The organism is Pseudomonas sp. PMCC200344 (genome assembly GCF_030053095.1).
GTDB lineage: Bacteria > Pseudomonadota > Gammaproteobacteria > Pseudomonadales > Pseudomonadaceae > Aquipseudomonas > Aquipseudomonas svalbardensis.
In genome coordinates, this window is record NZ_CP125618.1 from 3,214,745 (window position 1) to 3,241,534 (window position 26,790).

Annotated in this window: 24 protein-coding genes and 1 pseudogene; 11 read left to right on the forward strand and 14 right to left on the reverse strand. The window is 60.3% G+C overall.

Annotation, left to right across the window (positions count from 1 at the left end):
* The first annotated feature begins 115 nt into the window (after positions 1-115).
* Together QFW87_RS14505 and preA are read left to right on the forward strand one after the other, a co-directional pair.
* Complete coding sequence (locus QFW87_RS14505) at positions 116-1,483, forward strand: NAD(P)-dependent oxidoreductase (protein WP_283190852.1); 1,368 nt, start codon at positions 116-118, stop codon at positions 1,481-1,483.
* Positions 1,484-2,758: an NAD-dependent dihydropyrimidine dehydrogenase subunit PreA gene (gene preA, locus QFW87_RS14510; protein ID WP_283190853.1), complete on the forward strand. Its 1,275-nt coding sequence runs from the start codon at positions 1,484-1,486 to the stop codon at positions 2,756-2,758. It abuts the gene before it with no gap.
* Positions 2,759-2,865: 107 nt separating this feature from the next.
* On the opposite strand, the gene QFW87_RS14515 is transcribed toward preA, so the two are convergent.
* Entirely contained in the window at positions 2,866-3,486 is a 621-nt protein-coding gene (locus QFW87_RS14515; RefSeq protein ID WP_283190854.1) for a TetR/AcrR family transcriptional regulator, read from the reverse strand.
* A gap of 139 nt (positions 3,487-3,625) precedes the next feature.
* Between QFW87_RS14515 and copC the strand changes: the two genes are divergently transcribed.
* The 6 genes from copC to QFW87_RS14545 all read left to right on the forward strand — a co-directional run bounded on the left by copC (position 3,626) and on the right by QFW87_RS14545 (position 9,444).
* On the forward strand, positions 3,626-3,991 hold the full coding sequence (copC, locus tag QFW87_RS14520) for a copper homeostasis periplasmic binding protein CopC (RefSeq protein ID WP_283190855.1): 366 nt from the start codon (positions 3,626-3,628) through the stop codon (positions 3,989-3,991).
* A gap of 3 nt (positions 3,992-3,994) precedes the next feature.
* Positions 3,995-4,855 carry a copper homeostasis membrane protein CopD gene (gene copD / locus QFW87_RS14525; RefSeq protein ID WP_283184281.1) on the forward strand — a complete coding sequence of 287 codons (861 nt, stop codon included), beginning with the start codon at positions 3,995-3,997 and terminating at the stop codon, positions 4,853-4,855.
* Positions 4,856-5,118: 263 nt separating this feature from the next.
* Positions 5,119-6,417, forward strand: coding sequence for an OprD family porin (locus tag QFW87_RS14530; protein WP_283190856.1), 1,299 nt, complete (start codon positions 5,119-5,121; stop codon positions 6,415-6,417).
* Between the two features lie 203 nt (positions 6,418-6,620).
* Positions 6,621-7,445: an NAD(P)-dependent oxidoreductase gene (locus QFW87_RS14535; RefSeq protein WP_283190857.1), complete on the forward strand. Its 825-nt coding sequence runs from the start codon at positions 6,621-6,623 to the stop codon at positions 7,443-7,445.
* A 53-nt stretch (positions 7,446-7,498) separates the two neighbouring features.
* Positions 7,499-8,386 carry an SMP-30/gluconolactonase/LRE family protein gene (locus QFW87_RS14540; protein WP_283190858.1) on the forward strand — a complete coding sequence of 296 codons (888 nt, stop codon included), beginning with the start codon at positions 7,499-7,501 and terminating at the stop codon, positions 8,384-8,386.
* 182 nt (positions 8,387-8,568) lie between these two features.
* A complete protein-coding gene (locus QFW87_RS14545) occupies positions 8,569-9,444 on the forward strand; it encodes an aldose 1-epimerase (RefSeq protein ID WP_283190859.1) in 876 nt (291 codons plus the stop codon).
* Here the strand turns inward: QFW87_RS14545 and QFW87_RS14550 are convergent.
* The 9 genes from QFW87_RS14550 to QFW87_RS14590 all read right to left on the reverse strand — a co-directional run bounded on the left by QFW87_RS14550 (position 9,429) and on the right by QFW87_RS14590 (position 19,685).
* Positions 9,429-11,156 (reverse strand): NahK/ErcS family hybrid sensor histidine kinase/response regulator, encoded by a 1,728-nt coding sequence (locus QFW87_RS14550; protein ID WP_283190860.1) that lies wholly within the window; start codon positions 11,154-11,156, stop codon positions 9,429-9,431. The genes QFW87_RS14545 and QFW87_RS14550 overlap by 16 nt on opposite strands.
* Positions 11,140-12,303, reverse strand: a complete 1,164-nt coding sequence (gene ercA / locus QFW87_RS14555) for an alcohol dehydrogenase-like regulatory protein ErcA (RefSeq protein WP_283190861.1) — start codon at positions 12,301-12,303, stop codon at positions 11,140-11,142. The genes QFW87_RS14550 and ercA overlap by 17 nt, the downstream gene beginning before the upstream one ends.
* A gap of 233 nt (positions 12,304-12,536) precedes the next feature.
* Positions 12,537-13,679, reverse strand: coding sequence for a pyrroloquinoline quinone biosynthesis protein PqqE (pqqE, locus tag QFW87_RS14560; RefSeq protein WP_283190862.1), 1,143 nt, complete (start codon positions 13,677-13,679; stop codon positions 12,537-12,539).
* A complete protein-coding gene (gene pqqD, locus QFW87_RS14565) occupies positions 13,657-13,929 on the reverse strand; it encodes a pyrroloquinoline quinone biosynthesis peptide chaperone PqqD (RefSeq protein ID WP_283184273.1) in 273 nt (90 codons plus the stop codon). The genes pqqE and pqqD overlap by 23 nt, the downstream gene beginning before the upstream one ends.
* Entirely contained in the window at positions 13,926-14,678 is a 753-nt protein-coding gene (pqqC, locus tag QFW87_RS14570) for a pyrroloquinoline-quinone synthase PqqC (protein WP_283190863.1), read from the reverse strand. The genes pqqD and pqqC overlap by 4 nt, the downstream gene beginning before the upstream one ends.
* Positions 14,679-14,833: 155 nt before the next feature.
* Complete coding sequence (gene pqqB / locus QFW87_RS14575) at positions 14,834-15,748, reverse strand: pyrroloquinoline quinone biosynthesis protein PqqB (protein ID WP_283190864.1); 915 nt, start codon at positions 15,746-15,748, stop codon at positions 14,834-14,836.
* A gap of 55 nt (positions 15,749-15,803) precedes the next feature.
* Positions 15,804-15,875, reverse strand: coding sequence for a pyrroloquinoline quinone precursor peptide PqqA (gene pqqA / locus QFW87_RS14580; protein WP_003253598.1), 72 nt, complete (start codon positions 15,873-15,875; stop codon positions 15,804-15,806).
* Between the two features lie 257 nt (positions 15,876-16,132).
* The gene (locus QFW87_RS14585; RefSeq protein WP_283190865.1) at positions 16,133-17,653 is read right to left on the reverse strand and encodes an aldehyde dehydrogenase family protein; all 1,521 of its coding nucleotides are present in this window, start codon (positions 17,651-17,653) and stop codon (positions 16,133-16,135) included.
* Positions 17,654-17,909: 256 nt separating this feature from the next.
* Positions 17,910-19,685: a PQQ-dependent methanol/ethanol family dehydrogenase gene (locus QFW87_RS14590; protein ID WP_283190866.1), complete on the reverse strand. Its 1,776-nt coding sequence runs from the start codon at positions 19,683-19,685 to the stop codon at positions 17,910-17,912.
* Between the two features lie 256 nt (positions 19,686-19,941).
* On the opposite strand from QFW87_RS14590, the pseudogene QFW87_RS14595 reads away from it, so the two are divergent.
* A pseudogene (locus QFW87_RS14595) lies at positions 19,942-20,151 on the forward strand (hemerythrin domain-containing protein); the annotation flags it as partial.
* Positions 20,152-20,240: 89 nt separating this feature from the next.
* On the opposite strand, the gene QFW87_RS14600 reads toward QFW87_RS14595, so the two are convergent.
* The gene (locus QFW87_RS14600) at positions 20,241-20,681 is read right to left on the reverse strand and encodes a hypothetical protein (RefSeq protein WP_283184268.1); all 441 of its coding nucleotides are present in this window, start codon (positions 20,679-20,681) and stop codon (positions 20,241-20,243) included.
* A gap of 25 nt (positions 20,682-20,706) precedes the next feature.
* Positions 20,707-21,897, reverse strand: a complete 1,191-nt coding sequence (locus QFW87_RS14605) for an NnrS family protein (RefSeq protein ID WP_283190867.1) — start codon at positions 21,895-21,897, stop codon at positions 20,707-20,709.
* Positions 21,898-22,380: 483 nt separating this feature from the next.
* Here QFW87_RS14605 and QFW87_RS14610 point away from each other — a divergent pair, with 483 nt between their 5' ends.
* Positions 22,381-23,064 carry a Crp/Fnr family transcriptional regulator gene (locus tag QFW87_RS14610; RefSeq protein ID WP_283184266.1) on the forward strand — a complete coding sequence of 228 codons (684 nt, stop codon included), beginning with the start codon at positions 22,381-22,383 and terminating at the stop codon, positions 23,062-23,064.
* Positions 23,061-23,261 carry a protein DnrP gene (locus tag QFW87_RS14615; RefSeq protein ID WP_283184265.1) on the forward strand — a complete coding sequence of 67 codons (201 nt, stop codon included), beginning with the start codon at positions 23,061-23,063 and terminating at the stop codon, positions 23,259-23,261. Before QFW87_RS14610 ends, QFW87_RS14615 begins: the two co-directional genes overlap by 4 nt.
* A gap of 178 nt (positions 23,262-23,439) precedes the next feature.
* Here QFW87_RS14615 and QFW87_RS14620 read toward each other — a convergent pair whose 3' ends face one another.
* Both QFW87_RS14620 and QFW87_RS14625 read right to left on the reverse strand, forming a co-directional pair.
* A complete protein-coding gene (locus QFW87_RS14620) occupies positions 23,440-25,281 on the reverse strand; it encodes a VWA domain-containing protein (RefSeq protein ID WP_283190868.1) in 1,842 nt (613 codons plus the stop codon).
* A 77-nt stretch (positions 25,282-25,358) separates the two neighbouring features.
* On the reverse strand, positions 25,359-26,789 hold the full coding sequence (locus tag QFW87_RS14625; RefSeq protein ID WP_283184263.1) for a cbb3-type cytochrome c oxidase subunit I: 1,431 nt from the start codon (positions 26,787-26,789) through the stop codon (positions 25,359-25,361).
* Between the last annotated feature and the right edge of the window lies 1 nt (position 26,790).

The window sequence follows — 26,790 nt, forward strand, 5'->3', positions numbered from 1 at the left end:
CATTTGAAATGCATTTCCCTGTGGGAGCGAGCCTGCTCGCGAAGAGGCCGGCGGCGACAACACAAAACCAATGCCCATCAGAGGCAGCACCTCAAATAACCGTGAGGCCAACACCGTGATCAAAACCCTGAACCACCTCCCGCATCCCTATGAGAATGCGGCCGCCCTCGCCGGCCATTTCACCGATCTGGCGCCACCGCTCAACGACCGTCAGGCGCATCTGGAAGCCTCGCGTTGCCTGTACTGCTACGACGCGCCCTGCGTGAATGCCTGCCCGAGCGAGATCGACATTCCGTCGTTCATCCGCAATATCCATCAGGAAAACGTTCAGGGCGCCGCGCAGAAAATCCTCTCGGCGAACATCCTCGGCGGCAGTTGCGCCCGGGTCTGCCCGACGGAAGTGCTTTGCCAGCAAGCCTGCGTGCGCAACAACGACCATGAATGCGCACCGGTGCTGATCGGCCTGTTGCAGCGTTACGCCGTCGACAACGCACACTTCAGCGAACACCCCTTCACACGCGCTGCATCAACTGGCAAGCGCATCGCGGTGGTTGGCGCCGGTCCGGCCGGTTTGTCCTGCGCTCACCGCAGTGCCATGCACGGTCATGACGTGGTGATTTTCGAGGCACGGGAAAAGGCTGGCGGCCTCAACGAATACGGGATCGCCAAGTACAAACTGGTGGATGACTACGCGCAGAAGGAGCTTGAATTCCTACTGGAGATCGGCGGGATCGAAATCCGCCACGGGCAGAAACTCGGCGAAAACCTCACCCTTGGCGAACTGCATCAGCAGTTCGACGCGGTGTTCCTCGGCCTCGGTCTGGCCGCCAGCAAGCAGCTGGGGCTTGCTCATGAAGACGCACCCGGTCTGCTGGCCGCCACCGATTACATCCGCGAACTGCGTCAGGCCGATGACCTGACCCAACTCCCCCTCGCTGACCGTTGTATCGTTTTGGGCGCCGGCAACACCGCCATCGACATGGCCGTGCAAATGGCTCGCCTCGGGGCTCGCGACGTCAACCTGGTGTACCGCCGCGGTGTTGAGGAAATGGGCGCCACCGACCACGAACAGGACATCGCCAAAGCCAATCAAGTGCGTTTGCTGACGTGGGCACAACCCGAAGAAGTCCTGCTGGATGCTCAAGGCCAAGTACGCGGCATGCGCTTCGCTCGGACCTGGTTAGTCGAAGGTCGCCTGCAAACCACTGGCGAAACCTTCGAACTGGCCGCCGACGCCATCTTCAAAGCCATCGGCCAGGCCTTCGACGCCAGTGCCCTCGCCGATCCGCTGGCCTGTGAACTCAAGCGCCAGGGTGAGCGGATTCAAGTGGATGAAAACCTGCGCACCAGCATCCCCGGCGTATACGCCGGCGGCGACTGCACCAGTCTCGATCAGGACCTCACCGTGCAGGCGGTGCAGCACGGCAAACGGGCCGCCGAGGCCATCAACGCCCAACTCATGCTCAACGTGGAGGCTGCGTAAATGGCCGATCTCTCGATTGTCTTCGCCGGCATCAAAGCCCCCAACCCGTTCTGGCTGGCCTCCGCGCCACCGACCGACAAGGCCTACAACGTGGTTCGCGCCTTCGAGGCGGGTTGGGGTGGCGTGGTCTGGAAAACACTGGGTGAAGACCCGGCGGCGGTCAACGTGTCGTCCCGTTACTCGGCTCATTTCGGTGCCAACCGTGAAGTGGTGGGCTTCAACAACATCGAGCTGATCACCGATCGTTCGCTGGAGATCAACCTGCGGGAAATCACTCAGGTCAAAAAGGACTGGCCAGACCGTGCACTGATAGTGTCGCTGATGGTGCCCTGCGTTGAAGAATCCTGGAAACACATCCTGCCGCTGGTGGAAGCCACCGGCGCCGACGGCATCGAGCTGAACTTCGGTTGCCCGCACGGTATGCCGGAGCGCGGCATGGGCGCGGCGGTCGGCCAGGTGCCGGAGTACGTCGAGCAGGTCACCCGTTGGTGCAAGACGTACTGCTCGCTGCCAGTGATCGTCAAGCTCACGCCGAACATCACCGACATTCGCGTCGCCGCCCGCGCGGCCCATCGCGGTGGTGCGGATGCGGTGTCGTTGATTAACACGATCAACTCGATCACCAGCGTCAACCTGGAGCGCATGGTCGCTAATCCCGCCGTGGGCAGCCAAAGCACTCATGGCGGTTACTGCGGTTCGGCGGTGAAGCCGATTGCCCTGAACATGGTCGCCGAAATCGCCCGCGATCCACAGACGCAAGGCCTGCCGATCTCGGGCATTGGCGGCATTAGCAGCTGGCGCGACGCGGCGGAGTTTATTGCGCTGGGCAGCGGCTCGGTGCAGGTGTGCACGGCGGCGATGCTGCATGGCTTCCGGATTATCGAGGAGATGAAGGACGGTTTATCGCGCTGGATGGACAGTCAGGGCTACGCCAGCGTGTCAGAGTTTTCCGGGCGTGCGGTGGGCAATACCACGGACTGGAAGTACCTGGACATCAACTATCAGGTGATTGCCAAGATTGACCAGGAGGCCTGCATTGGTTGCGGTCGTTGCCACATTGCTTGCGAAGACACTTCGCACCAGGCGATTGCCAGCCTGAAGCAGGCGGACGGGACGCACAAATATGAAGTGATTGATGATGAGTGCGTGGGGTGCAATCTGTGTCAGATCACGTGTCCGGTGCAGGATTGTATTGAGATGGTGCCGATGGAGAACGGGAAGCCGTTTCTGGATTGGAATCATGACCCGAGGAACCCGTACCACGTCGCTGTTTGATCGTTGAAGATCAAGGGATCGCAGCCTCGTTTCACTCGACAGCTCCTACAAGGGATTGCGTAACCCTGTAGGAGCTGTCGAGTGAAACGAGGCTGCGATCTTTTGATTCACGGCTCCAACCCAATTCCCCGCAAGATCACACTCGTCACCGTCTGCACCGCCCGCTCGAACTGCATGTCCGACAACGGCTGATGGTCATTCAGAATACTCACCTGATGATCAAAGTCAGCGTAGTGCTGGGTCGAGGCCCAGATCATGTACAGCAGGCTCGAAGGTTCCACCGGCAGGATGCGTTTGTCGTCCACCCACTGGCGAATTTTCGCTTCTTTCATCTTGGCCCAGTCGTACAGACTGACGTCCAGTTTCTCACCCAGGGTCGGCGCGCCATGGATGATTTCGTTGGCCCAGACTTTGGACCCGTAAGGTCGGCTTCGGGAATGGTTCATCTTGGCGCGGATGTAGCTGCTGAGTACCACGCGCGGATCGTCGAACATCTCGAAGCACAGGGCATCCTGTTTCCATACTTCCAGCAAACCCAACAGCACGGCGCTGTACAGTTCACTCTTGGTGCTGAAGTAGTAATGCAGGTTGGAGCGCGGCAGTTGCACTTCGGCGGCGATGTCAGCCATGGCGGTGCCGCCGAAACCTTTTTCGGCGAAAACCTTTTCGGCCCCCAACAGAATTTTCTCGACGTTACTGCGACGAATCTCGATCTTGTGATTGCCCATGAGGGCTCCCTGACAACAGCGTTGGTCAAGACTAGCATCCGCTCTAGCTCGCGGCGACTAGGGAGAACGAAACTTCGTACACCCAGCTTCTCGCAGGTAAACTGACCGTCTTTTCGAACCCGCCTCAGAGGTATTCCACGTGCTGCTCAAGAAAACCCTGACCGCCGCCGCCCTGCTCGGCGCGCTGCTCGCCGCTTCGTCGGTGTTTGCCCACGCCCATCTGAAAAGCCAGACCCCGGCCTCCGACAGCACGGTGAGCGCGCCGTCGGAACTGCGCCTGGTGTTTTCCGAAGGCGTTGAAGCGACCTTTTCCAAGGTCACGATCAGCAAGGACGGCAGCAACGTGCCGGTGAAGAGCCTCGCCACCGAAGGCAGCGACAAGAAAACCCTGATCGTCACCCCGGCCGCACCGTTGGCAGCGGGTGCCTACAAAGTCGAATGGCACGCGGTGTCGGTCGATACCCACAAAAGCGAAGGCGCTTATAGCTTCAAGGTTGGCCAGTAATTCATGACGAGCGCGATGGTGCTGTGCCGCTTTCTGCATTTCACTGTTGTGCTGATGCTATTCGGGGCCTGGGTGTTCAGGCCTCTGCTGCTCAATGGCGACGCTGGAAATCTGGATCAGCGACTGGCCAGAACGAGCCACTGGCTGGCGGCGGTGGCCCTGGTCACTGGCGTTAGCTGGATGCTGCTGATCACCGCCAGCATGGCCGGTTCACGGGACGCGGCATTCGATCCTCCGACCCTGCAACTGATGCTGGGCAAAACGTTTTTCGGCCAGGTCTGGCGCTGGCACTTGCTGCTCAATGCGTTGTTGGTCGCGCTGCTGATGACGCCCTTGCGTTCAAACCTGCCCCTGCGAATCGGCCTCGCCAGCCTGCTGCTGGCCTCCCTCGCCCCGGTCGGCCACGGTGCCATGCTCGACGGCCTCAACGGCCAATTGCTGATCCTCAATCAAATCATTCACCTGACCTGCGTCGGCGCCTGGCTCGGAGGCTTGATGTTATTGGTGATGATCCTGCGGCAACCGGCAGAGCACTCAATCAAAGCAACATTGCAACGCTTCAGCGGCGTTGGTTACGTCTTGGTGGCGGGGTTGGTGATGACCGGTTTGATCAACGTTCGTGTACTGACCGGGCAATTCTGGCCGACGCCGTTGCTGTCCGGGTTTGCGCTGATTCTGTTGATCAAGGTTGTGTTGGTCGCCTCAATGCTGGGGCTGGCGCTGTTCAATCGGCTGCGGATCAACGACTGCGACCAGCGTCCGACTGCTCTGAAAAGCAGCGTCATCTTCGAATGGTTGTTGGGGATAGGAGCGGTGGCAGCGGTTTCCCTTCTGGGCACCATGCCCCCGATGATCGTGAGCTAAACACAATCCAATGTGGGAGCGGCGGTGCGGCGGTCCGACTTGCTCGCGAAGGCGGCGTCACATTCGACACATTGGCTGACTGACACACCGCTTTCGCGAGCAAGCCCGCTCCCACAGGGTTCTGCGACATGCTACAAAATCACGCCAAGTCATCGTACAACTTCCGATTGACATTCCCCGTAACACTTGCAAATAATCCGCCCCAATGTTGTACGACGACGTATAACAAAAATAAAAACAACAAAAAACACGGGAGCGTCACTGTGAGCAAGCTCGTCCGCAATTCCTCCGTCTGCACCCTTCGCCCAACCTTCACATGCCGTCACACCCTGAGCCTGATCGGTTGCAGCAGCCTGGCCCTCGCCTTGCCCATGACCAGTCATGCCGAAGGTTTCGTCGATGACGCCAAAGCCACGCTGAACCTGCGCAACTTCTACATCAACCGCAACTTCACGAACCCGGCTTACCCGCAGGGCAAGGCTGAAGAGTGGACCCAAAGCTTCATCCTCGATGCCAAATCCGGATTCACCCAAGGCCCCGTCGGTTTCGGCATGGATGTGCTGGGCCTGTACTCGGAAAAACTCGACGGCGGCAAAGGCACGGGCGGCACCTCGTTGCTGCCGATTCATGACGACGGCCGCCCGGCCGACAATTTCGGGCGCCTGGGTGTGGCGCTGAAAGGTAAAGTCTCGAAAACCGAATTGAAGGTCGGCGAATGGATGCCGGTGTTGCCGATCCTGCGCTCCGACGATGGCCGCTCGCTGCCGCAAACCTTCCGCGGTGGTCAGGTGACGTCCACCGAGATCAGCGGCCTGACGCTCTACGGCGGCCAGTTCCGCGCCAACAGCCCGCGCAACGATGCGAGCATGGAAGACATGTTCATGAACGGAAAATCCGCGGCCTTCACCTCGGACCGTTTCAACTTTGGCGGTGGTGAATATGCGTTCAATGAGAAGCGCACCCAGGTCGGTGTCTGGTACGCGCAACTCAGCGACATCTATCAGCAGCAGTATTTCAACCTGAGCCACAGCCAGCCCATCGGCGACTGGACCCTCGGTGCCAACCTTGGCTACTTCATCGGCAAGGAAGACGGCAGCGCCCTGGCCGGCGACCTCGACAACAAAACCGCGTTCGCCATGCTCTCGGCAAAATACGGCGGCAACACCTTCTTTGTCGGCTTGCAAAAACTCACCGGCGACGATGTCTGGATGCGGGTCAACGGCACCAGCGGCGGCACCCTGGCCAACGACAGCTACAACTCCAGCTACGACAACGCCAAGGAAAGATCCTGGCAACTGCGCCACGACTACAATTTTGTGGCGCTCGGCATTCCCGGCCTGACAATGATGAACCGCTACATCAGCGGCGATAACGTGCACACAGGCACCATCACCGACGGCAAGGAATGGGGCCGCGAGTCAGAACTGGCTTACACCGTACAGAGCGGCGCGCTGAAGAATCTCAACGTCAAATGGCGTAACGCGTCGATCCGCAAGGACTTCAGCACTAATGAGTTCGACGAAAACCGCATTATCATCAACTACCCGATCTCGTTGCTGTAAGGCGGGTTTTACGACAAGGTTGAATCCCCGATTTGTGCCACAACTCACTCTTTGCTACATCGATCGCGGGGCAACCAGACCCTTCGTCAATTTCAATTGATGTGTCGTTGACAACCACCAGAAAGGCTAACGATACTTCAGCCTAGTCGTACGACAACCTACAACAAATTCAATAACAACTGACTGCTTGTTCAGGGACTTCCATGACCATCACAACTAACGCCCGCGCTCCTTTCAATCGTCTCCTCCTGACCGGTGCCGCCGGTGGCCTCGGCAAAGTCCTGCGCGAACGCCTGCGGCCCTACGCCAATGTGATTCGCCTGTCGGACATCGCCGACATCGCCCCGGCCATCGATGACCGTGAAGAAGTCGTGCCCTGCGACCTGGCAGACAAGCAAGCAGTCCATCAGCTGGTTGAAGGCGTGGACGCGATCCTGCACTTTGGTGGCGTGTCGACGGAGCACTCGTTCGAAGAGATCCTCGGCGCCAACATCTGCGGCGTGTTCCACATTTATGAAGCTGCTCGTCGCCATGGTGTGAAGCGGGTGATTTTCGCCAGTTCCAACCACGTGATCGGCTTCTATAAGCAGGATGAAGTCATCGACGCCCACTCCCCTCGCCGCCCGGACAGCTACTACGGCTTGTCCAAGTCCTACGGCGAAGACATGGCCAGTTTCTACTTCGATCGCTACGGCATCGAAACCGTCAGCGTGCGCATCGGCTCCTCGTTTGCGGAACCGCTCAACCGCCGAATGCTGAGCACCTGGTTGAGCTTCGGCGACCTGACTCAATTGCTCGAATGCGCGCTGTACGCCCCCAATGTCGGCCACACCGTGGTCTACGGCATGTCCGACAACAAGAACGTCTGGTGGGACAACCGTTTCGCCACCTGCCTGGGTTATGAACCTCAGGACAGCTCCGAAGTGTTCCGCGAAAAAGTCGAAGCCCAACCGATGCCGGCCGCTGATGACCCTGCACGGGTCTACCAGGGTGGTGCATTTGTCGCGTCCGGCCCGTTCGGCGACTGAGTCCGCGTACATCACTTGATCCCAACAACAAAAACCCGAGGGGATGAGTTGTCATGCAAGCCGAATTGATTGTCGATGCCCGCAACGCAGTCGGTGAATGCCCGGTCTGGGTCCCCGAGGAAAACGCTCTGTATTGGGTGGATATTCCGGCCGGTGGACTTCAGCGCTGGAGCGCCGAAACCGGCCATGTCCACGCCTGGACAGCACCGCAGATGCTCGCCTGCATTGCACGTCACAGCAACGGCGGCTGGGTTGCCGGGATGGAAAGCGGGTTCTTTCATCTGCACCCGCATAACGATGGCAGCCTCGACAGCAACCTCCTGGCTCCGGTCGAACACGCCCGCACAGATATGCGCCTGAACGATGGTCGCTGCGATCGTCAGGGGCGCTTCTGGGCCGGCAGCATGGTGCTGAACATGGGCGCCAACGCTGCCGACGGCACGCTTTATCGCTACAGCGCCGGGCAACGCAGGCCACTCGAGGCGCAACTCAACGGGTTTATCGTGCCCAACGGCCTGGGTTTCAGCCCGGACGGGCGAACGATGTACCTGTCTGACTCTCATCCTCTGGTCCAGCAAATCTGGGCCTTTGATTACGACATCGACAGCGGCACGCCGTCCAACCGCCGGCTGTTTGTCGACATGCATCAACTCCCAGGTCGTCCCGATGGCGCAGCGGTCGATGCTGAAGGCTGCTACTGGATTTGCGCCAATGACGCCGGACTGATTCACCGTTTCACTCCCGATGGTCGACTGGACCGTTCCCTCGCCGTACCGGTGAAAAAACCGAGCATGTGCGCCTTTGGCGGCAGTCGCCTGGACACACTGTTCGTGACCTCGATCCGCCCTGGCGACGACCATGACGAACAGTCGCTGGCCGGCGGTGTGTTCGCCCTCAATCCCGGGGTGAAAGGTTTGCCGGAGCCGTTGTTCCAGGGATGAACCAGGTCCCCATGTAGCAGCTGCCGAAGGCTGCGTTCGGCTGCGCAGCAGTCGTAAAACCATACGGCGCGGTGTATCAGGAAAATCGCATTCACCGGATTGACGACTGCTTCGCAGCCGAACGCAGGCTTCGCCAGCTGCTACAAGGCTCAGCGGTGTTCTCACATCAGAGCTCAATTGAAATGACGCCAACGTTGCTTAACCTTGAAGACGAATTCACCCACCTCTCCCTCGCCCCGCAACTCGGTGGCAGCATCGTCAACTGGAGCGTGCGCGGCACGGGTCTGCCGCTGTTGCGCCACAGTGACGCTCACGCGCTGAACACCGGCCTGCCCGGCAAGCTCGGCTGCTTTCCCTTGGCACCGTGGTCGAACCGAATTTCCGAAGGCGGCTTTGAATGCCCCGAGGGCTGGCTGGCCCTGACACCCAACAGCCTGACCGATCCCCTGCCGATTCACGGCAGCGCCTGGCAACAGCCGTGGCAGGTGGTTTCGCAGACGCGCGACGAAGTCATCCTGCAACTCGACAGCACCACGCCCTTCGCCTATCGCGCCCGGCAACGATTCCACCTGAGCGACGGCAAGCTGAGCATTGATCTAAAGGTCACCCATTTGGCCGAACGCCCTGCCTGGTATGGGCTCGGTTTACATCCCTACTTTCCGCGTACCACGGGCACCCAGTTGCAGGCGCAAGCCCGGCACGTCTGGATGTGTGATGGGACAAAACTGCCGACACACCTCAGCCCGTTGCCGGCGGAATGGGATTTCCAGTCACTCAAGGTGTTGCCCGACACATTGGTCGACAACGGCTTCTGCGAACGGGACGGCCACTGCCTGATCCGACAGCCAGCATTGGGTTATGAGCTGGAATGCCAGGCCACCGGCAGCGATTACTACCTGCTCTACTGCCCGGTGGGCCTGGATTTTTTCTGTATCGAGCCGGTGAGCCACCCGGTCAACGCGCATCACCTGCCTGGTCGACCGGGGTCGCGACTGCTTGAGCAAGGAGAGACAGCCGAGCTCGGTTTCAGCCTGCACTATCGCTACCCCAGCAACTGACTCAGCACCGCGCGCAACTTGCCGGGTTTCACCGGTTTGTTCAGCAGCGGTGCGTCGAGCCTCTGCAATGAGCGCCGACACTGATCCGTGCGGTCTGCGGTAATGATGACCGCAGGAATCACCTGGTGGTAATGCTCGCGCAAATGCCTGACCACATCACAACCCACCACCCCGTGATCGAGGTGGTAGTCCGCCAGAATCAGTTCCGGCGGTCGCCCCTGCAAGGCGGCCAGCGCGGAGAATTCATCGGTGGCCGTCACCACTTCGCAGCCCCATTGCCCGAGCAGCGCGCTCATGCTTTCGAGAATGCTCACTTCGTTGTCCAGCACCAGCAAACGCCGGCCCGGCAATGGATTGCCGGCGCCGGGTTGTGGTGCCGCCAGGCTGATCGGCAACGGAATTTCATGGGAAATCGGCACCTCGATACTGAACATCGAACCGCGCCCCGGCAGCGAATGAACCCCGACTTTATAGCCGAGGATCTTGGCGATCCGTTCAACGATGGCCAGCCCCAAGCCCACACCCTTGCGGTCGGCGGCGCGGCCGACGTCCAATTGGTTGAACTCGAGGAAGATCGAATCCAGTCGATCCGCCGCGATCCCGCGCCCGGTGTCCCAGACTTCCAGGCGCAGCACTTCACCCCGGCGTCTGGCCCCCAGCAGGATGCTGCCCTCGTCGGTGTAGCGGCAGGCGTTGCTGAGGAAGTTGCGCAGAATCCGCGTCATCAGGCGCAAGTCGGTGCTGATGGCGTAATCGCCCATGTGCACCCGCAGGTTCAACCCTTCAGCCTGGGCCACTGACTGGAACTCCGACACCAGCGGCGCGAGTAATTCATCGAGGCGGTACAGCGCAATGTCCGGTTTGACCGCCGCCTGATCGAGCCGGGAAATATCCAGCAAATCGGTGAGCAAATCCTCCGCCCCTTCCAGCGCCTGATGCGTACGCTCAACCAGCACCTGTTCGACATCGGGCAGTTTGCGTTCACGCAGGGTCGAGATCAGCAAACGCGCGGCATTGAGCGGTTGCAGCAGGTCATGACTGGCGGCGGCGAGGTATTTGTCCTTGCTGCGGTTGGCGGCCTCGGCGGCGTCCCGGGCATCGCGCAAGGCTTGGGCGATCTGTTTACGCTGGGTGATCTGCTGTTGCAGGTTGCGGTTGGCTTCCAGCAACTCGTCGGTGCGCGCGGTGACGCGCTGCTCCAGTTCGTCGTTGAGTTGCTGCAGGCGCTGCTGGGCGAGTTTGCGTTCGGTGATGTCAGCGACAAAACCCTCTACCAGCCCTTCCTGATCGGGCTTGAGCAACAGGTTCATCAGCACGTCGAGGCTGCTGCCATCCTTGCGCCGCAATTGGGTTTCGTAACCGAGCAGGCTGCGCTCGCGCTTGAGCATTTCACCGATGTTTTCCAGCTCTTTAGCGCCGCCGACAAACAGGTTGCTCGCCAGGTCGGCCAGCGAGAACAGCACCTCTTGCGGGTCCTGATAGCCGAGCATCCGCGCCAGTGCCGGGTTGGCGGCGCGCATGCCTTCCAGCAGGCTTGCCTGGAAGATCCCGTGGACCGCGTTTTCGAACAGCCATTTGTAGCGATTGCGCTCGGCTTCCAGCTCGTCGAGGCGCGCGGCCAGTTCCGGGTAATGACTCTTGCGCGCCGAGTGGCTGCCTAATCCCAGTAACCCCGCCAGCGCCCGTTGCTGTTCGTCAGAGGGCTTCGCCATAGACGACCTCGACATCACGCTGACTGGACTCGCGCGGGTTGGTCAGGATGCACGGGTCGTGCATGGCGTGTTGCGACAGGAACGGAATGTCCGCAATGCTGACCCCGTGCAGTCCCAAGGTTTCGTGGAAGCCGATGGCGTGTTTCAACGCGATCAAATGCTCGACCAGACGTCCGCAAATCTGCCGGTGATTGAGGCCCCGGCAATCGATGCCAAAGGTCTCCGCGATTACCTTGAAGCGCTCGGGTGCGGAGCTGTAGTTGAACGCCACCACGTGTTCCACCAGCACCGCGTTGCACAGCCCATGAGGCAAGTCGAGAAATCCACCGAGGCTGTGGGACATGGCGTGCACCGCGCCGAGGATCGCGTTGGAGAACGCCAGCCCGGCCTGCATGCTGCCGAGCATGATTTTCTCGCGCAGGGCGATGTCGTTCGGGTTGGCGATCATCTGCACCAGGTTGCCGTTGATCAGGCGCATCGCCTCCAGCGCATGGGGATCGGTCAACGGCCCGTGACCGGTGGAAACAAACGCTTCGATGGCATGCACCAACGCATCGATGCCGGTACAGGCCGACAGGAACGGGTCCATGCTCAGGGTAGTTTCCGGGTCGATCAACGACACGTCCGGGACCACCGCCTTACTGACGATGGAGAACTTCATGCGTTCTTGCTGGTTGGAGATGATCACGAATTGCGAGACATCGGCCGAGGTCCCGGCGGTGGTTGGAATCAGGATCAGCGGCGGGCTGGGGACACGGATGGTGTCCACGCCTTCGAATTCGAGGATGCTGCGCCCATGGGCGACAACAATGCCGATGCCTTTGCCGCAATCCATCGGGCTGCCGCCACCGACGGCCACGATCACATCGCAATGATTTTCCCGGTACAGATCGGCGCCGAGCATCACTTCTTCGACCCGCGGGTTGGGCGAGACTGCGCTGTACAGGAAATACTCAATGCCCTGGGCTTGCAGGCTGGCCTCGACATCGGCGACCCAACCGGCAGCAATCACACCGGGATCGCTGACCAGCAGCACCTTGCGGGCGCCAAAGGTTTTGGCGCAATTGCCGACGTTGTGCCGGCAGCCGGCACCAAAGATGATTTCAGGCGAAACGAATTTACGCAGCTGGCTGAGACTCTGGCTCATTGGAAAGCCTGTTTTTATTGTTTTGGAAGGTAACGTCCACACTAAAGCATCCGGCAGTGAATGCAATCAGACCAATGGGTAGCAGGCTGGTGTACTCAGACTCTGAATTCTCCGGAGAACCCCTGTGGGAGCGAGCCTGCTCGCGATGGCTATCTTCCAGTCACCATTGATGTTGCCTGACACTCCGTCTTCGCGAGCAAGCCCGCTCCCACAGGGGATTTGTGTTGTTTGATTTATCCGCGGTAGATCAGTCGCGAAGCCTTCTCGTTACGCAACGTCAGGTGTTCCATGCCCAGCCCCGGGGCCTCGGCTTCCTCGCGGGCCTTGAGAATCATGCCGTGGTGCGGGGATTTGCTGCACACCGGGTCAGCGTTGGCGGCGTCGCCGGTCAGCATGAATGCCTGGCAGCGGCAGCCGCCCAGGTCCTTGTGCTTTTCATCGCAGGAGCGGCACGGTTCTTTCATCCAGTCATCGCCACGAAAGCGATTGAAACCGAAAGAATCAGTCCAGATGTGCTCGATACTGTGCTCACGCACATTGGGAAACTGCACCGGCAACTGTCGGGCGCTGTGGCAAGGCAACGCCGTGCCGTCGGGGGTGATGTCGAGAAACAGATTGGCCCAGCCGTTCATGCAGGTCTTGGGGCGTTCCTCGTAGTAATCCGGGGTGACGAAGATCAGCTTGCACGGGTGGCCCTGCGCTTCAAGACGCTCGCGATATGAGTGGGTGATGCGCTCGGCGCGCTGCAATTGTTCGCGCGTGGGTAACAGGCCGACGCGGTTGAGCTCGGCCCAGCCGTAGAACTGACACGTCGCCAATTCGACGAAATCTGCCTCCAGCTCCAGGCACAACTCGATGATCTGCGCGATCTGGTCGATGTTGTGCCGATGGGTGACGAAGTTCAGCACCATCGGGTAGCCCTGGGCTTTCACCGCCCGGGCCATCGCGAGTTTCTGGGCGAAGGCCTTGCGCGAGCCGGCGAGCATGTTGTTCACCGCTTCGTCGGCGGCCTGGAAGCTGATCTGGATGTGGTCCAGCCCCGCGACCTTGAAATCGTGCACCTTCTGCTCGGTCAGGCCGATGCCCGAGGTGATCAGGTTGGTGTAGTAACCCATGTCCCGGGCGGCCTTGATCAGCTCGGCCAGGTCTTGGCGAACCAACGGCTCGCCGCCGGAAAAACCCAGTTGCGCGGCACCCATCTCTCGGGCCTCGCGGAACACCCGGATCCATTCTTCGGTGCTCAACTCTTCGCCTGATTGGGCAAAGTCCAGCGGGTTGGAGCAATACGGGCATTGCAGCGGGCAACGGTAGGTCAGCTCCGCCAACAGCCACAGCGGCGGGCCCGGACGCGAGTCACTCAATCCAGAATTGAGCATGGGCCACCTCCAGAAACGCCAGCACATCTTCGTCGATCCCCGGTACGCCAGGGAAATTTGCAGACAGTCGATCAATAATCGCCTCAACGCTGCGCTGGCCGTCCACCAGATCGAGGATCTGCCCGGCACTGGTGTTGAGTTTGATCATGCCTTCGGGGTACAGCAGCACGTGACAGTCCTGACGAGGTTCCCATTGCAGACGAAAACCCTGACGCAACGACGGTGATTGCTCGCGGTTGATCAGGCTCACAGGGCAATCCCCCGGTGCCAGACCTGCTCCGTGGTGACGGAGTGATACGGCGGGCGCTCCAGCTCGTAGGCCATGCTCATGGCGTCGAGCATGCTCCACAGCACGTCGAGCTTGAATTGCAGGATTTCCAGCATGCGTTGCTGGCCTTCGACCGTGACGTAGTGCGTCAGGGTGATGCGCAAACCATGTTCTACGTCACGCCGCGCCTGACTCAGGCGAGTGCGGAAATAGTCGTAACCGCCGACGTCGATCCACGGGTAATGGGTTGGCCAGGCATCGAGCCGCGATTGATGGATCTGTGGCGCAAACAGCTCGGTCAGCGAACTGCTGGCGGCTTCTTGCCAACAGGCGCGACGGGCGAAATTGACGTAGGCGTCCACGGCGAAACGGACACCGGGCAGCACCAATTCCTGTGAGAGGATTTGCTCGCGATCCAGCCCCACCGCTTCGCCCAGCCGCAGCCAGGCTTCGATCCCGCCTTCGCTACCGGGCACGCCGTCGTGATCGAGGATTCGTTGCAGCCATTCCCGGCGCACGTTGCGGTCCGGGCAGTTGGCGAGAATCGCGGCGTCCTTCAGGGGGATGTTCACCTGGTAGTAGAAGCGATTGGCGACCCAGCCTTGAATCTGCTCACGGGTTGATCGGCCGGCGTACATGGCTTGGTGGAATGGATGGTGGATGTGGTAGTAGGCGCCTTTGGCGCGCAGGGCCGCTTCGAATTCGGTGGGGGTCATTGGGGTGTCAGTCATTGCGGTTCTCCGGGGAATAACCGTTCGATTCTGCGGTGTCTAGTCTGCCCCCTTCGCGAGCAGGCTCGCTCCCATAGTTGATCGGTGTGAACACAGATTTTGTGTACACCACAATCCCAATGTGGGAGCGAGCCTGCTCGCGAAGGGGCCATCCGCTACAGCTCAATACTCATGCCGTCATAGGCCACTTCGATCCCGCGCCGCTCCAGCAACGCTCGCTCGGCCGAGTCTTCATCAAGGATCGGGTTGGTGTTGTTGATGTGGATCAGCACCTTGCGCTGGCGGGTGAAGCCTTCAAGGATGTCGAGCATGCCGCCAGGGCCGCTTTGCGACAGGTGACCCATTTCACGGCCCAGGTTCTGGCCGACTTCGCAGACTCGCATCTCGTCGTCGCGCCACAAGGTGCCGTCCAGCAACAGGCAATCGGCGCGTTGCATCCAGCTCAGAACCTCGTCGTCGACTTGTCCCAGGCCCGGCGCATAGAACAGCGAAGCACCGCTGCGTCGGTCTTCGATAAACAAGCCGATGGTGTCGCCCAGCTGCGGATTGCCGCGATTGGGCGAGTACGGCGGTGCGTTGCTGACCAAGGGGATCGCGCGAAATCGCAGGTGTGCGCAAGCCGGGATGCTGAAGGGTGCGCGGTCGAGCCCGACCGGTTGCCACTGCAACCCGCCGTTCCAGTGCTTGAGCATGGTGAACAAGGGGAAGCCGCTGCTCAGGTCTTCATGGACGCGTTCGGTGCACCAGACCTGATGCGGGCAACCTTCGCGCAGACTCAACAGGCCGGTGCAATGGTCGATCTGGCTGTCCATCAGGACGACGCCGACGATCGCGGTATCACGCACCCGGCGCGCCGGTTGCAGCGGCGCGAAACTCTCGAGTTGCGCACGAATGTCCGGTGAAGCATTGCACAGCACCCAATCCACACCGTTGTCGCTCAGGGCAATCGAGGACTGTGTGCGCCGTTGGGCCCGCAGGCTGCCATTGCGCATCGAGGCGCACTGGCGGCAGTTGCAATTCCATTGCGGAAAACCACCGCCAGCGGCGGATCCGAGAACGCGAATGTGCATGGGCAATGCTCCAGAAGGCAGGCCCGGCCAACGCAACAGCTGGCCGGGTGAACAGTCAGCGGTTGGCGAAATACATCGTCACTTCGAAGCCAATGCGCAGATCGGTAAACGCGGGTTTAGTCCACATGGGTCAATCCTCTTCTTGTGCCGGACGATTCCGGTAAAGCCATTAATGCACGGGGCGCCTGCCACCCGAATGCTACTTTCGAACGAGTTGGCGGCGTGCATTGGTAGGGGGTGTCGCCAGATTTTCAGCACACCCAAAACCAATGTGGGAGCGAGCCTGCTCGCGAAGGCGGCCTGACAATCAACATCAATGTTGAATGTGCTGGCCTCTTCGCGAGCAGGCTCGCTCCCACAAGGGGTAGTGCGGCGCTTGCTAGATCAGAAGAACCCCATCGGATTGATGTCGTAGCTCACCAGCAGGTTTTTGGTCTGCTGATAGTGGTCGAGCATCATCTTGTGGTTTTCACGGCCGACACCGGATTTCTTGTAGCCACCAAACGCGGCGTGGGCCGGGTACAGGTGGTAGCAGTTGGTCCAGACACGCCCGGCCTTGATCGCCCGACCCATGCGGTAGGCGCGGTTGATGTCGCGGGTCCACAGGCCGGCGCCGAGGCCGAACTCGCTGTCGTTGGCAATCGCCAGGGCTTCGGCTTCGTCCTTGAAGGTGGTGATACCCACCACCGGGCCGAAGATTTCTTCCTGGAACACGCGCATTTTGTTGTGGCCCTTGAGCAGGGTCGGCTGGATGTAATAACCCGTCGACAAGTCACCCTCAAGACGCTCGGCCGCGCCGCCGGTGAGCAGCTCGGCGCCCTCTTCCTGGGCGATCTTCAGGTACGAGAGGATCTTGTCGTATTGCTGCTCGGACGCCTGGGCGCCGACCATGGTTTCGGTGTCCAGCGGGTTGCCGCGCTTGATTTTGACGATCTTCTTCATCACCACTTTCATGAAGTCGTCGTAGATCGACTCCTGCACCAGCGCTCGCGATGGACAGGTGCAGACTTCGCCTTGGTTGAAGAACGCCAGCACCAAACCTTCGGCGGCCTTCTCGATGAACTGCGGCTCGGCTTGCATGATGTCTTCGAAGAAAATGTTCGGCGACTTGCCGCCCAGTTCGACAGTGCTCGGAATGATGTTCTCGGCCGCGCATTTCATGATGTGCGCGCCTATCGGGGTGGAACCGGTGAAGGCGATCTTGGCGATGCGCTTGCTGGTGGCCAGCGCCTCCCCCGCTTCGCGACCGAAACCCTGGACGATGTTCAGCACACCGGCCGGCAGCAAATCGGCGATCAGCTCGGCGAAGACCATGATCGACAGCGGCGTCTGCTCGGCGGGTTTAAGTACCACGCAGTTACCGGCGGCCAGGGCCGGCGCGAGTTTCCAGGCGGCCATCAGCAGCGGGAAGTTCCACGGAATGATCTGTCCGACCACGCCCAGCGGCTCGTGGAAGTGATAGGCCGTGGTCAGCTCGTTGATCTCGGCGGCACCGCCCTCTTGAGCGCGGATGCAACCGGCGAAGTAACGGAAATGGTCGGCGGCCAGCGGCACGTCGGCGTTCAGGGTTTCGCGCACGGCTTTGCCGTTATCCCAGGTTTCGGTGACGGCGAGGATTTCCAGATTCTGCTCGATGCGGTCGGCAATTTTCAGCAGCACCAGGGAGCGGTCTTGCGCGGAGGTCTTGCCCCAGGCATCGGCGGCGGCATGGGCGGCATCGAGGGCTTTTTCAATGTCGGCAGCGCTGGACCGAGGGAACTCGGCGATCACTTCACCGTTGACCGGCGAAGAATTAGTGAAGTACTCACCATTGACCGGGGCGACGAACTCGCCGCCGATGAAATTGCCGTAGCGCGGTTTAAACGTAACGACGGCGCCAGGTGTACCAGGTTGTGCGTAGATCATGGTGGGCCTCTGTCTGGGTCGATGCCTGTCGGGCAAACAGGCGATGAACCGATAGTAGAGAGCCCCGCGCGTCAGACGAATGCGCCGTTGGCAGGAGGACTCTCGTTATTTGGTAGTAGATTTGCCCACATCTACCTGTGGCAAATCTCCCTGTGGGAGCGAGCCTGCTCGCGAAGGGGCCAGCACATTCACTAGAGATGTTGGCTGACAGATCGCTTTCGCGAGCAGGCTCGCTCCCACAGGGTTATGCGGTGAGTTAATGCTTGGCGACCAGGTCTTTCGGCAGCTTGAAGGTCCAGAGCATGCCGCCCTGGTTGAAGTCCTTGATGCGCTTGGCCACTTCGCCGCCCCACAGCGGAACAGCACCACCCCAACCGGACAGCACCGAGACGTACTGTTCGCCGTCCATTTCCCAGGTCACAGGCGAGCCGAGTACGCCGGAGCCGGTCTGGAATTCCCAGACTTTCTCGCCGGTCTTGGCATTGAACGCCTGCAGGAAACCTTCCGGCGTACCGGTGAACACCAGGTTGCCCTTGGTGGTCAGCACGCCGCCCCACAGCGGCGCGAAGTTCTTGTGGCGCCAGACTTCCTTGCCGGTTTTCGGGTCTATGGCGCGCAGCACGCCGATGTAGTCTTCATTCAACGGTTTGATGGTGAAACCGGCGCCGAGGAACGCCGCGCCTTTTTTGTAGGCGATGCCTTCGTTCCAGATGTCCATGCCCCATTCGTTGGACGGCACATAGAACAATCCGGTGTCCTTGTTGTAGGCCATCGGCATCCAGTTTTTCGCGCCGAGGAATGCCGGCGCTACGAACACCGAACTGCCTTTGGCTTCGGTGCCTGGCGCACCTGGGCGGCTGGCTTCGTTGTAGATCGGCCGGCCCTCTTTATCCAGGCCGGTGGCCCAGGTGATTTTGTCCACGAACGGGAAACCGCGAATGAATTTGCCGTTGGTGCGATCCAGCACGTAGAAAAAGCCGTTACGGTCAGCGGTCGCGGCGGCTTTGATCTCTTTGCCGCCTTCGGTGTAATTGAACGAGACCAGCTCGTTTACGCCGTCATAGTCCCAGCCGTCGTGAGGCGTGCTCTGGAAGTGCCATTTGATGGTGCCGTCGTCCGGGTTGAGCGCCAGGCGCGACGAGGAGTAGAGGTTATCGCCAGGACGCAGGTGCGAGTTCCACGGCGCCGGGTTGCCGGTGCCGAACAGCAGCAGATTGGTTTCAGGGTCGTAGTAACCGCCGAGCCAAGGCGCCGCGCCGCCGGTTTTCCAGAGATCGCCTGGCCAGGTCTTGCCGGCTTCACCGCCGGAGATGCCGTTCTCTACCGCTTTGCCGTCCTTGTAGGTGTAGCCCATGTGGCCTTCGACGGTTGGACGGGTCCACAGCAGGTTGCCGTTTTTCGGGTCGTAGGCTTCGATTTTGCCAACCACCCCGAACTCGCCGCCGGCGACACCGGTAATCAGTTTGCCGTTGATCACCAGCGGCGCGGCGCTGATGGAATAGCCTTCCTTGTGGTCGGCGACTTTCTTGCTCCAGACGACTTTGCCGGTGTCTTTGTTCAGGGCCACGAGCTTGGCGTCGAGGGTGCCGAAGAACACCAGGTCGCCGTACAGCGCGACACCACGGTTGATCACGTCGCAGCAGGGACGGATGTCATCGGGCAGTCGCGCATCGTATTGCCAGAGTTTTTTGCCGGTCCGCGCATCCACCGCAAACACCCGCGAATAGGAACCGGTCATGTACATGACGCCGTCCTTGATCATCGGCTGTGCTTGCTGACCGCGTTGTTTTTCACCGCCGAAGGAGAATGCCCAGACCGGCCGCAACTCCTTCACGTTGTTGACGTTGAGCGTGTCCAGCGGACTGTAGCGTTGACCCTGGACGCCCAGACCGTTGGTGACGATCTGCTCCGGGTTCTTGGGGTCCTGGAGAATGTCTTGATCGGTGACGCCGGCCAATGCCGAGCCAGACAACAGCATGGCACTGAGCAGCACACTCAAGACGAAGGGTTGGCGACGTGCGGGTTGGGTCATGACGGCTACCTCTGCGGTTTTTTTATACCCGGGAAATTTTCCCGGTCTGGTGCAGATTCTTGGGCGCCGCCGCCCTTGGAACAATTGCCCGCTGTGCTGAGATTGCTAGTTCCTTAGTACCGGGTCGGATGAGATGGACACCGAAATTCGTGATCGACACTGACCTAATGTGGGAGCAACTGTCTTGATGATCGTTATTTTGAAGGCATATTGATAGACAGCTGAATTCCCACAGCTTTACGCCATGCGATGCCCTCAGGCAGCACCACCGATCCAGGTGCTGCGCTTTGAACATGATCAACATGGCGAAGCCCTCGAAAAGCTGCTCGCGCTGACCAACAACATCACCCCGCCGCCCGATGCCTGTAACACCTGGCGGGCCCTTTATCGTGGGCTGCTGGAGTTTCGTGATGACCTGATGCAACACATCCATCTGGAAAACAACGTGTTGTTCATTAACGCCTGAACCCTCGCCATTGATTGATTGCCGGTCAGACCCAACCCGCGCCAGCCAACCGGTTGACGCGGGTTTTGTCTGTTTGGGACGGCGTGCGATCACCCGTGCCAATAGAACATGGCCTTGGCCAGGATCACGATCAACACCATGTGCCCGAGGATGCTGCGGCGAATCCATCTGGCACGGGTCGCGGTCAGTCGTGCGCTTTTCAGCCAATACGCCAGCAGGAAGTAATGGCCGATGATGCTCAGGGCCAGGACGATCTTCAGGCTCAGTAACGTGCCAAAGCTGCTGGCCAGCGGCTGACTCAATACGCCACGGTGTTGCCACGCCAGGCTGATGCCGGCGCCATACAACAGCAACACCACGCCATGTAGCACCTTGCGCGAACGCACCGCGATCGCTTGATCTGCGGTCGTTTGCGCGGTACCCGCCAACTGCTGGCGGGCGCGGTGCCAGATCACCACTTCAAAAAACAGCGTGCCGATAAAGGCAATCGCCGCCAGCAAGTGGGTGACCAGCAAAAAGGGATATAGCACCGGCAGCCTCCATCAGTTCACTTGCTTAGCCCGGATGACCGTCCACCCGGGCCCGCAGCAGCATCGGCCCATAGCGCCAGGCGTACAGCGCAAACGCCAGCGCCCAACACACACCGGCCAGCCACAACGCAGGCAGGGGAAAGAACAGGATCAACACGACCCGGCTCAGACACGCCAGGTTGAGCAAAATGAACGCCAGGGTCATGCCCGATGGCGGCTCCAGCGCGCGGCCGGTATGCCCCAGGCTGACCCGCGCGATCATCGCCAACACCAGGCCGCCCATCGCGCCGATCGTCAGGCAATGCACCGCCAGACTCGGGTTAATCGGCGCACCGAAATGCCACAGCGCCATTGCGAGACAGGCCACCGCCAACCAGGCATACGCCAGGTACAACGACCACAGCAACGGCACGCGCCAGAGGGCGCGATCATGCCAGCGAACCAGACGCACCAGATGCCCAGCGGCCAACACGGCGAACAACAGGCCCACCCAGAGATTGGGGTCAAGCGCAGGTCCGGCGGCATACAACAACGCCACCAGCGGTGAGCCAATCAGCAGCAGCCAATCCAGCCACGGCCAAGGGGTAACGCCATCGACCTTGCCGAGGCCGCGCTGGATGAAGAACGGAATGACGCGCCCGCCGATCAAGCCCATCATCGCCGCCACCAGCCAGAGGCCGGTCAGCACGCCTTGACGCTGCCAGCCTTCATGACCTTCGACCAGGCCGTACAAGGACAACCCGTCGGCCGCCGCTAACAACAGCAGCACCACCGCAATCGGGTAGTTACGTTTCTGCCGCACCTTCCACAAGGTGAACCCCATGAGCGCGGCCACCGCCAGCGGGAACGCCAATTCCAGCACCGCGAGCACCGGCCACGGCGCATTGACCAGCCAGGCCACGCGCGCCAACAACCACAGCAACGCCAGCGCGGCCAGTGGTCGCCCGCTGAGGCCGGGGCGACCGGTCCAGGTTTGCACGGCCGTCAGCAGAAAACCCGCGATGATCGCCAAGCCGAACCCGAACAGCAATTCGTGTCGATGCCAGCCCAGCCAGCCACCCGCCGGCTGCCAGGCGGAAAGTGCACCACTGAAGGCAGCGAGCCAGAGCGGAATGGCCAGCACCGCCAACAGGCAGCCGGCGAGGAAAAACGGCCGAAAGGCCAAACGTAACAGCGGCGCGATGGCCATCGCTTTACGGCGGTCGAGCACTTGCATAGAGCCACTCCTTTACCTTGCTGCTGACCTGACGCTAACCCACACGCGTCGAAGTAAGTCCGGGGGCAATAATCGGGTATTGGCGATCAATTGCCTTTGTCGCAGATCAAGTTTGCAAGGGGCGTGCCCCGATGCCGATCTGCGCCGGTAGCAAGCCTCGCGTGCCGCCAATGAAATCCATTCAGGGTACAAATGACCCTATAAGGGTTATTTAAACCCTAAACCTCGTGGTCATTTCTACCCTCTTGTCTGACAACCCCAATAAACAAGGGCCTCCAGGCATGGCCCGCGTTTTGCTCAAGCCTCTAGCATTCAAGAAACCTTTGATCCCTCTCGATCCCCAGGAGCCGTCATGAAAAAAGTCATCCAGCCACTCGCCTGGTTTGTGGTGTTGACCTCGGTTCTGGCGTTGGCCAGCGGCGTCTCTCTAGGCCTCGTTTGACTTAATCGCCATCCCCTCTTCAATCCTCAGGATGAATTCTTATGGTGCTTCATCGCGTCCATCACCAGATTCTGCGCAGTCATCACTTGTTCGAGCCGTTGAACGAAGAACAGCTGGATGAATTGATGAGTACCAGCCACTTGTTGAGCATCGACAAAGGCGAACCGTTGTTCCGCCAGGGCGAGCCGGCAGACTCGTTCTATTTCGTGATTGCCGGCGCGGTGAAAATCTACCGCCTGACACCGGATGGGCAGGAGAAAGTGTTTGAGGTGATCAGCGATCGGCAAACCTTCGCCGAGGCGATGATGCTGATGGACACCCCGAACTATGTGGCTTCGGCCGAAGCGATCTGCCCGACTCAGCTCTACCGGTTATCCAACAACACCTACATGCGCTTGCTGCAGAGCAATAGCCGGCTGACCTTTGCGCTGCTCGGCAAGCTCTGCGTTCGCCTGCACCAACGGGTCAACGAAATCGAAACCCTGTCCCTGAAAAACGCCACCCACCGGGTCGTGCGCTATCTGCTGACGCAACTGGTGCGCCAGCAAACCGTTGACAGCCAATTCGAGCTGCCGATGGCCAAGCAATTGATTGCCGGGCATCTGTCGATCCAGCCGGAAACCTTTTCGCGGATCATCCGTCGCCTGATCGATGAAAACATCATCACCCAGGACGGCCGCCAGATCGCCATTCTCGATCGTCTGCGTCTGGAACAGTTCGAGTGAGTGCCGTGCCCGTCTGTTTGTATTGCCAACACGTAAACCCCGCACGAGCAACCGAGTGCCGTCAATGCGGCATGCCCCTGCCGGCATTCGCCGCACAGGCGGGGGAACGCCGGCTGCGCCGATTCATGTGGTTCTGCATCGGCCTGACGATCTTCTGCGTGACAATGTTTTTCTGGCTGCCACGCAGCATCTCTTGAAGAGCACACATACCGCTTGTAGCAGCTGTCGAGCCTGCGAGGCTGCGTTCGGCTGCGCAGCAGTCGTAAATCCGGAGTCCCCTTTTTACCTGACACACTGCGGCGACCGGTTTACGACTGCTTCGCAGCCGAACGCAGCCTTCGGCAGCTGCTACATGGACCCAGGTGGCCAAGGAGATCACGGCTGCGTCAACTGGCGATACAATTGCGGCAAGCGCAGGGGTAATTGCTCGGGCTGGCGGATCAAGGTGTAGCCATTGGCACCGAACATGTAAGGCAGGTAATCCCCGGCCTCGCGATCAATCGTGATACAGAACGGCGTCAACCCCTGACGCCGCGCCTGCAGCACCGCTTCGCGGGTGTCTTCAACACCGTAACGCCCCTCATACAGGTCCAGATCATTCGGTTTGCCATCCGTCAGCAGCAGCAACAGTTTGCTGCGTCGTTTGCTCTTGCCCAGCAGTTGGGTGGCGTGGCGGATGGCGGCGCCCATGCGGGTGTAATAACCCGGTTTGAGCCCTTGAATGCGACCGCGGGTGTTGTCGTCATAGCGCTGGGTGAAGGACTTGAGTTCCTGCATCCGCACTTGATGACGACGCAGCGAGGAAAACCCGTACAGGGCGAAATCATCACCGAGCACCGACAGGGTTTCGCCGAACAGCAGCAAGCTGTCGCGGATTACATCGATCACCCGATGCTCATCATTCAAATGTGCGTCGGTGGACATCGACACATCGGCCAGCAACAGGCACGCCAGGTCGCGGCGCGTCTGGCGTTGTTCCATGAACAGACCTCGTTCCGCACATTGGCCATGCTCGCGTTCAACGTGAAAATCCAGCCAGGCCTGCATGTCCAGTTCAGACCCTTGAGGTTGCTGGCGTAACCATTGACGGTCATTGCGCAGGTGTTCGAACTGACGGCGCAGGCGGTGCGCCGAGGCCTTCAGCCGTGGCGGCAGTGGCTGCGACTCGCAGTCGCGGGGCACCATCATTTGCAGATTGACGAAGGCGTCCTGCATTTGCTGTTTGCGATAGTCCCACTCCGGCAACTTGATGCCTTCGCCCAACGGAATATCGTCGACATCGGCGGGCGGCAAATCCAGGTGCAGCTTGAGGCCGCCGCCCTTGCGCAGACGGGTGCGCGACAGGCTCAACTCGTCGAGGTCCTCGGCGACTCTGGCCGCGTCAGGGTTTTCGCTGTCGTCCGACCAGCGATCCAGGTCGACGTGTTCGGTCCAGCTAAACAGGTTCTCCAGGCGCACGATCAACAACCCGCCGTCGCGGCTGCCTTCATCGATTCGCTTGGCGCGTTTGCTCCCGCCTTTCTGCTCACCGGGCGGGGTCGTCAGCGATTCTTCCGACTCGTCACCGAGGTCGGCCGCCTGCGGGCTCGCGAGGTTTTGCGGCGGGTACAACCACAGCGGCAGCGGCCATGCGGCCCGTTCGCTGCGGGGAAAGTGTTCGACACTGCCGGGCTCGCGCAACGCCTGGCATAACGCCCGTTCCAGGGCCGCTTCGCCGGGGTTCAATGTTGCCGGATCCGGGCGCAATTGCAGATGGGCATCGACCAAACGTTTATACCGGGCACGCAACGCGGGATAGCGCCGCAACAGCTGTTGCGTCCAGCGTTGATTGTCCCGACCCCAGTGCCGCATCTGCCCGGCCTGGGCCGCCAGCAATGCGAGCCAACGATAGAGTTCCTCGTTCAGTGCGACTTCAGGGAACACCGCCAGGCTCGACGGCAGACGAAGGTTCGTCTCGTCGCACCACGCCAAGGGCACTTGCTTGCAGGTGCCGGCGATCTGCTGCAGCACGTTGCGTCGCAACAACAGATCGCGGTCGCTGGCGGCTTCCACGCCGACGCCATTGGCGCCACCCATGGCGCGAAACAACAACGCCAGCGGTCGCTGCTGGTGGATCAGTTCGACCCGGGCCTCGGGAAAGTCCGGGCTGGCCCGACGGGTGATAAAGCGATGCCAGACACTACCGACCCACTCTTCCAGTTCGACGGTAAAGGCCATGGTTTTTTTCCTCTGAAAACCAATGTGAAACGGCCCGCTTTACCAGCCGGGCCGTCCTCCTTCAGGTGGTTATTGACTCACGAACGAACAGCGGAGGCGGCAGTCGCAGTGATCCCCACTGGCACCCGCCGCTTGAAGCTGGACAGGTAGCAGAGCAGCCCTGCGAAGAAACCGAGACCGGCGCCCAGACGAGCCCAGAACAGCACTTGCAGGTGATCGACAGTGGCCATGAACGGTAACGCGACGCCATCCACCGGCCAGCGTTGCAGGTAGATCTGCACGACACCGGCAGCGGTGAGCAGCAGCGTGATCATTACCATCGACAGGGTCATCAACCAAAAGCCCCAGATCTCGAGTTGCTGCGAACGCTCGTCCGCTGCTTCGCCGAGCCCGCGCAGTTTCGGCATGGCATAGCTGATCAAGGTCATCACGATCATCGCGTAAGCACCGTAGAAGGCCAGGTGACCGTGAGCCGCCGTTAACTGCGAACCATGGGTGTAGAAGTTGACCGGTGCCAGGGTATGCAGGAAACCCCAGACGCCAGCGCCGAAGAACGCGGTGACCGTGGTGCCCTTGGCCCACAGCGTGGCCGCGCGGTTGGGGTGGTCCCGCCGACGGTTCTTGACCATGCTGAAGGCGAATATCACCATCGCCAGGAAGGGTAGCGGCTCGAGTGCCGAGAAGATTGAACCGACCCACAACCAGACCTCAGGTGCACCGATCCAGAAGAAGTGGTGACCGGTACCGATGATCCCCGTTATTAGCGCCATGGCGATGATCACATAAAGCCATTTCTCCACGACCTCCCGGTCCACACCGGTGATCTTGATCAGGACGAAGGCAAGCATCGAACCCATGATCAGTTCCCACACGCCTTCTACCCAAAGATGCACCACCCACCACCAGTAGAACTTGTCGCGGGCCAGGTTGCCGGGGTTATAGAAGGAGAACAGGAAGAACACCGCGAGCCCGATCAGCCCGGTCATCATGACCATGCTGACGGTGGTCTTGCGCCCTTTGAGCAAGGTCATGCCGATGTTGTAGAGAAAGCCCAGGCAGACCACCACAATGCCCATCTTGGAGATGGTCGGCTGCTCCAGGAACTCCCGACCCATGGTCGGCAGCAGCTCGTTGTGGGTCAGCTTGGCCAGGCCGGCATAAGGCACCAGCAGGTAACCGAGGATCGTCAGCACGCCAGCGGCGGCGAATACCCAGAACAGGATGATCGCCAGCTTCGGACTGTGCAGTTCGCGGTCGGCCTCTTCCGGAATCAGGTAGTAGGCAGCCCCCATGAAGCCGAACAATATCCAGACGATCAGCAGGTTGGTGTGCACCATCCGCGCTACGTTGAAGGGGATGATCGGAAAGAGAAAGTCCCCTACCACGTATTGCAGGCCCATGATCAAACCGAACAGTATCTGACCGAGAAACAGCATCAGAGCAAACACGAAGTACGGTTTGGCCACGGATTGCGAGGCGAATTTCAGATGCGGATTAGCAATGCTCATC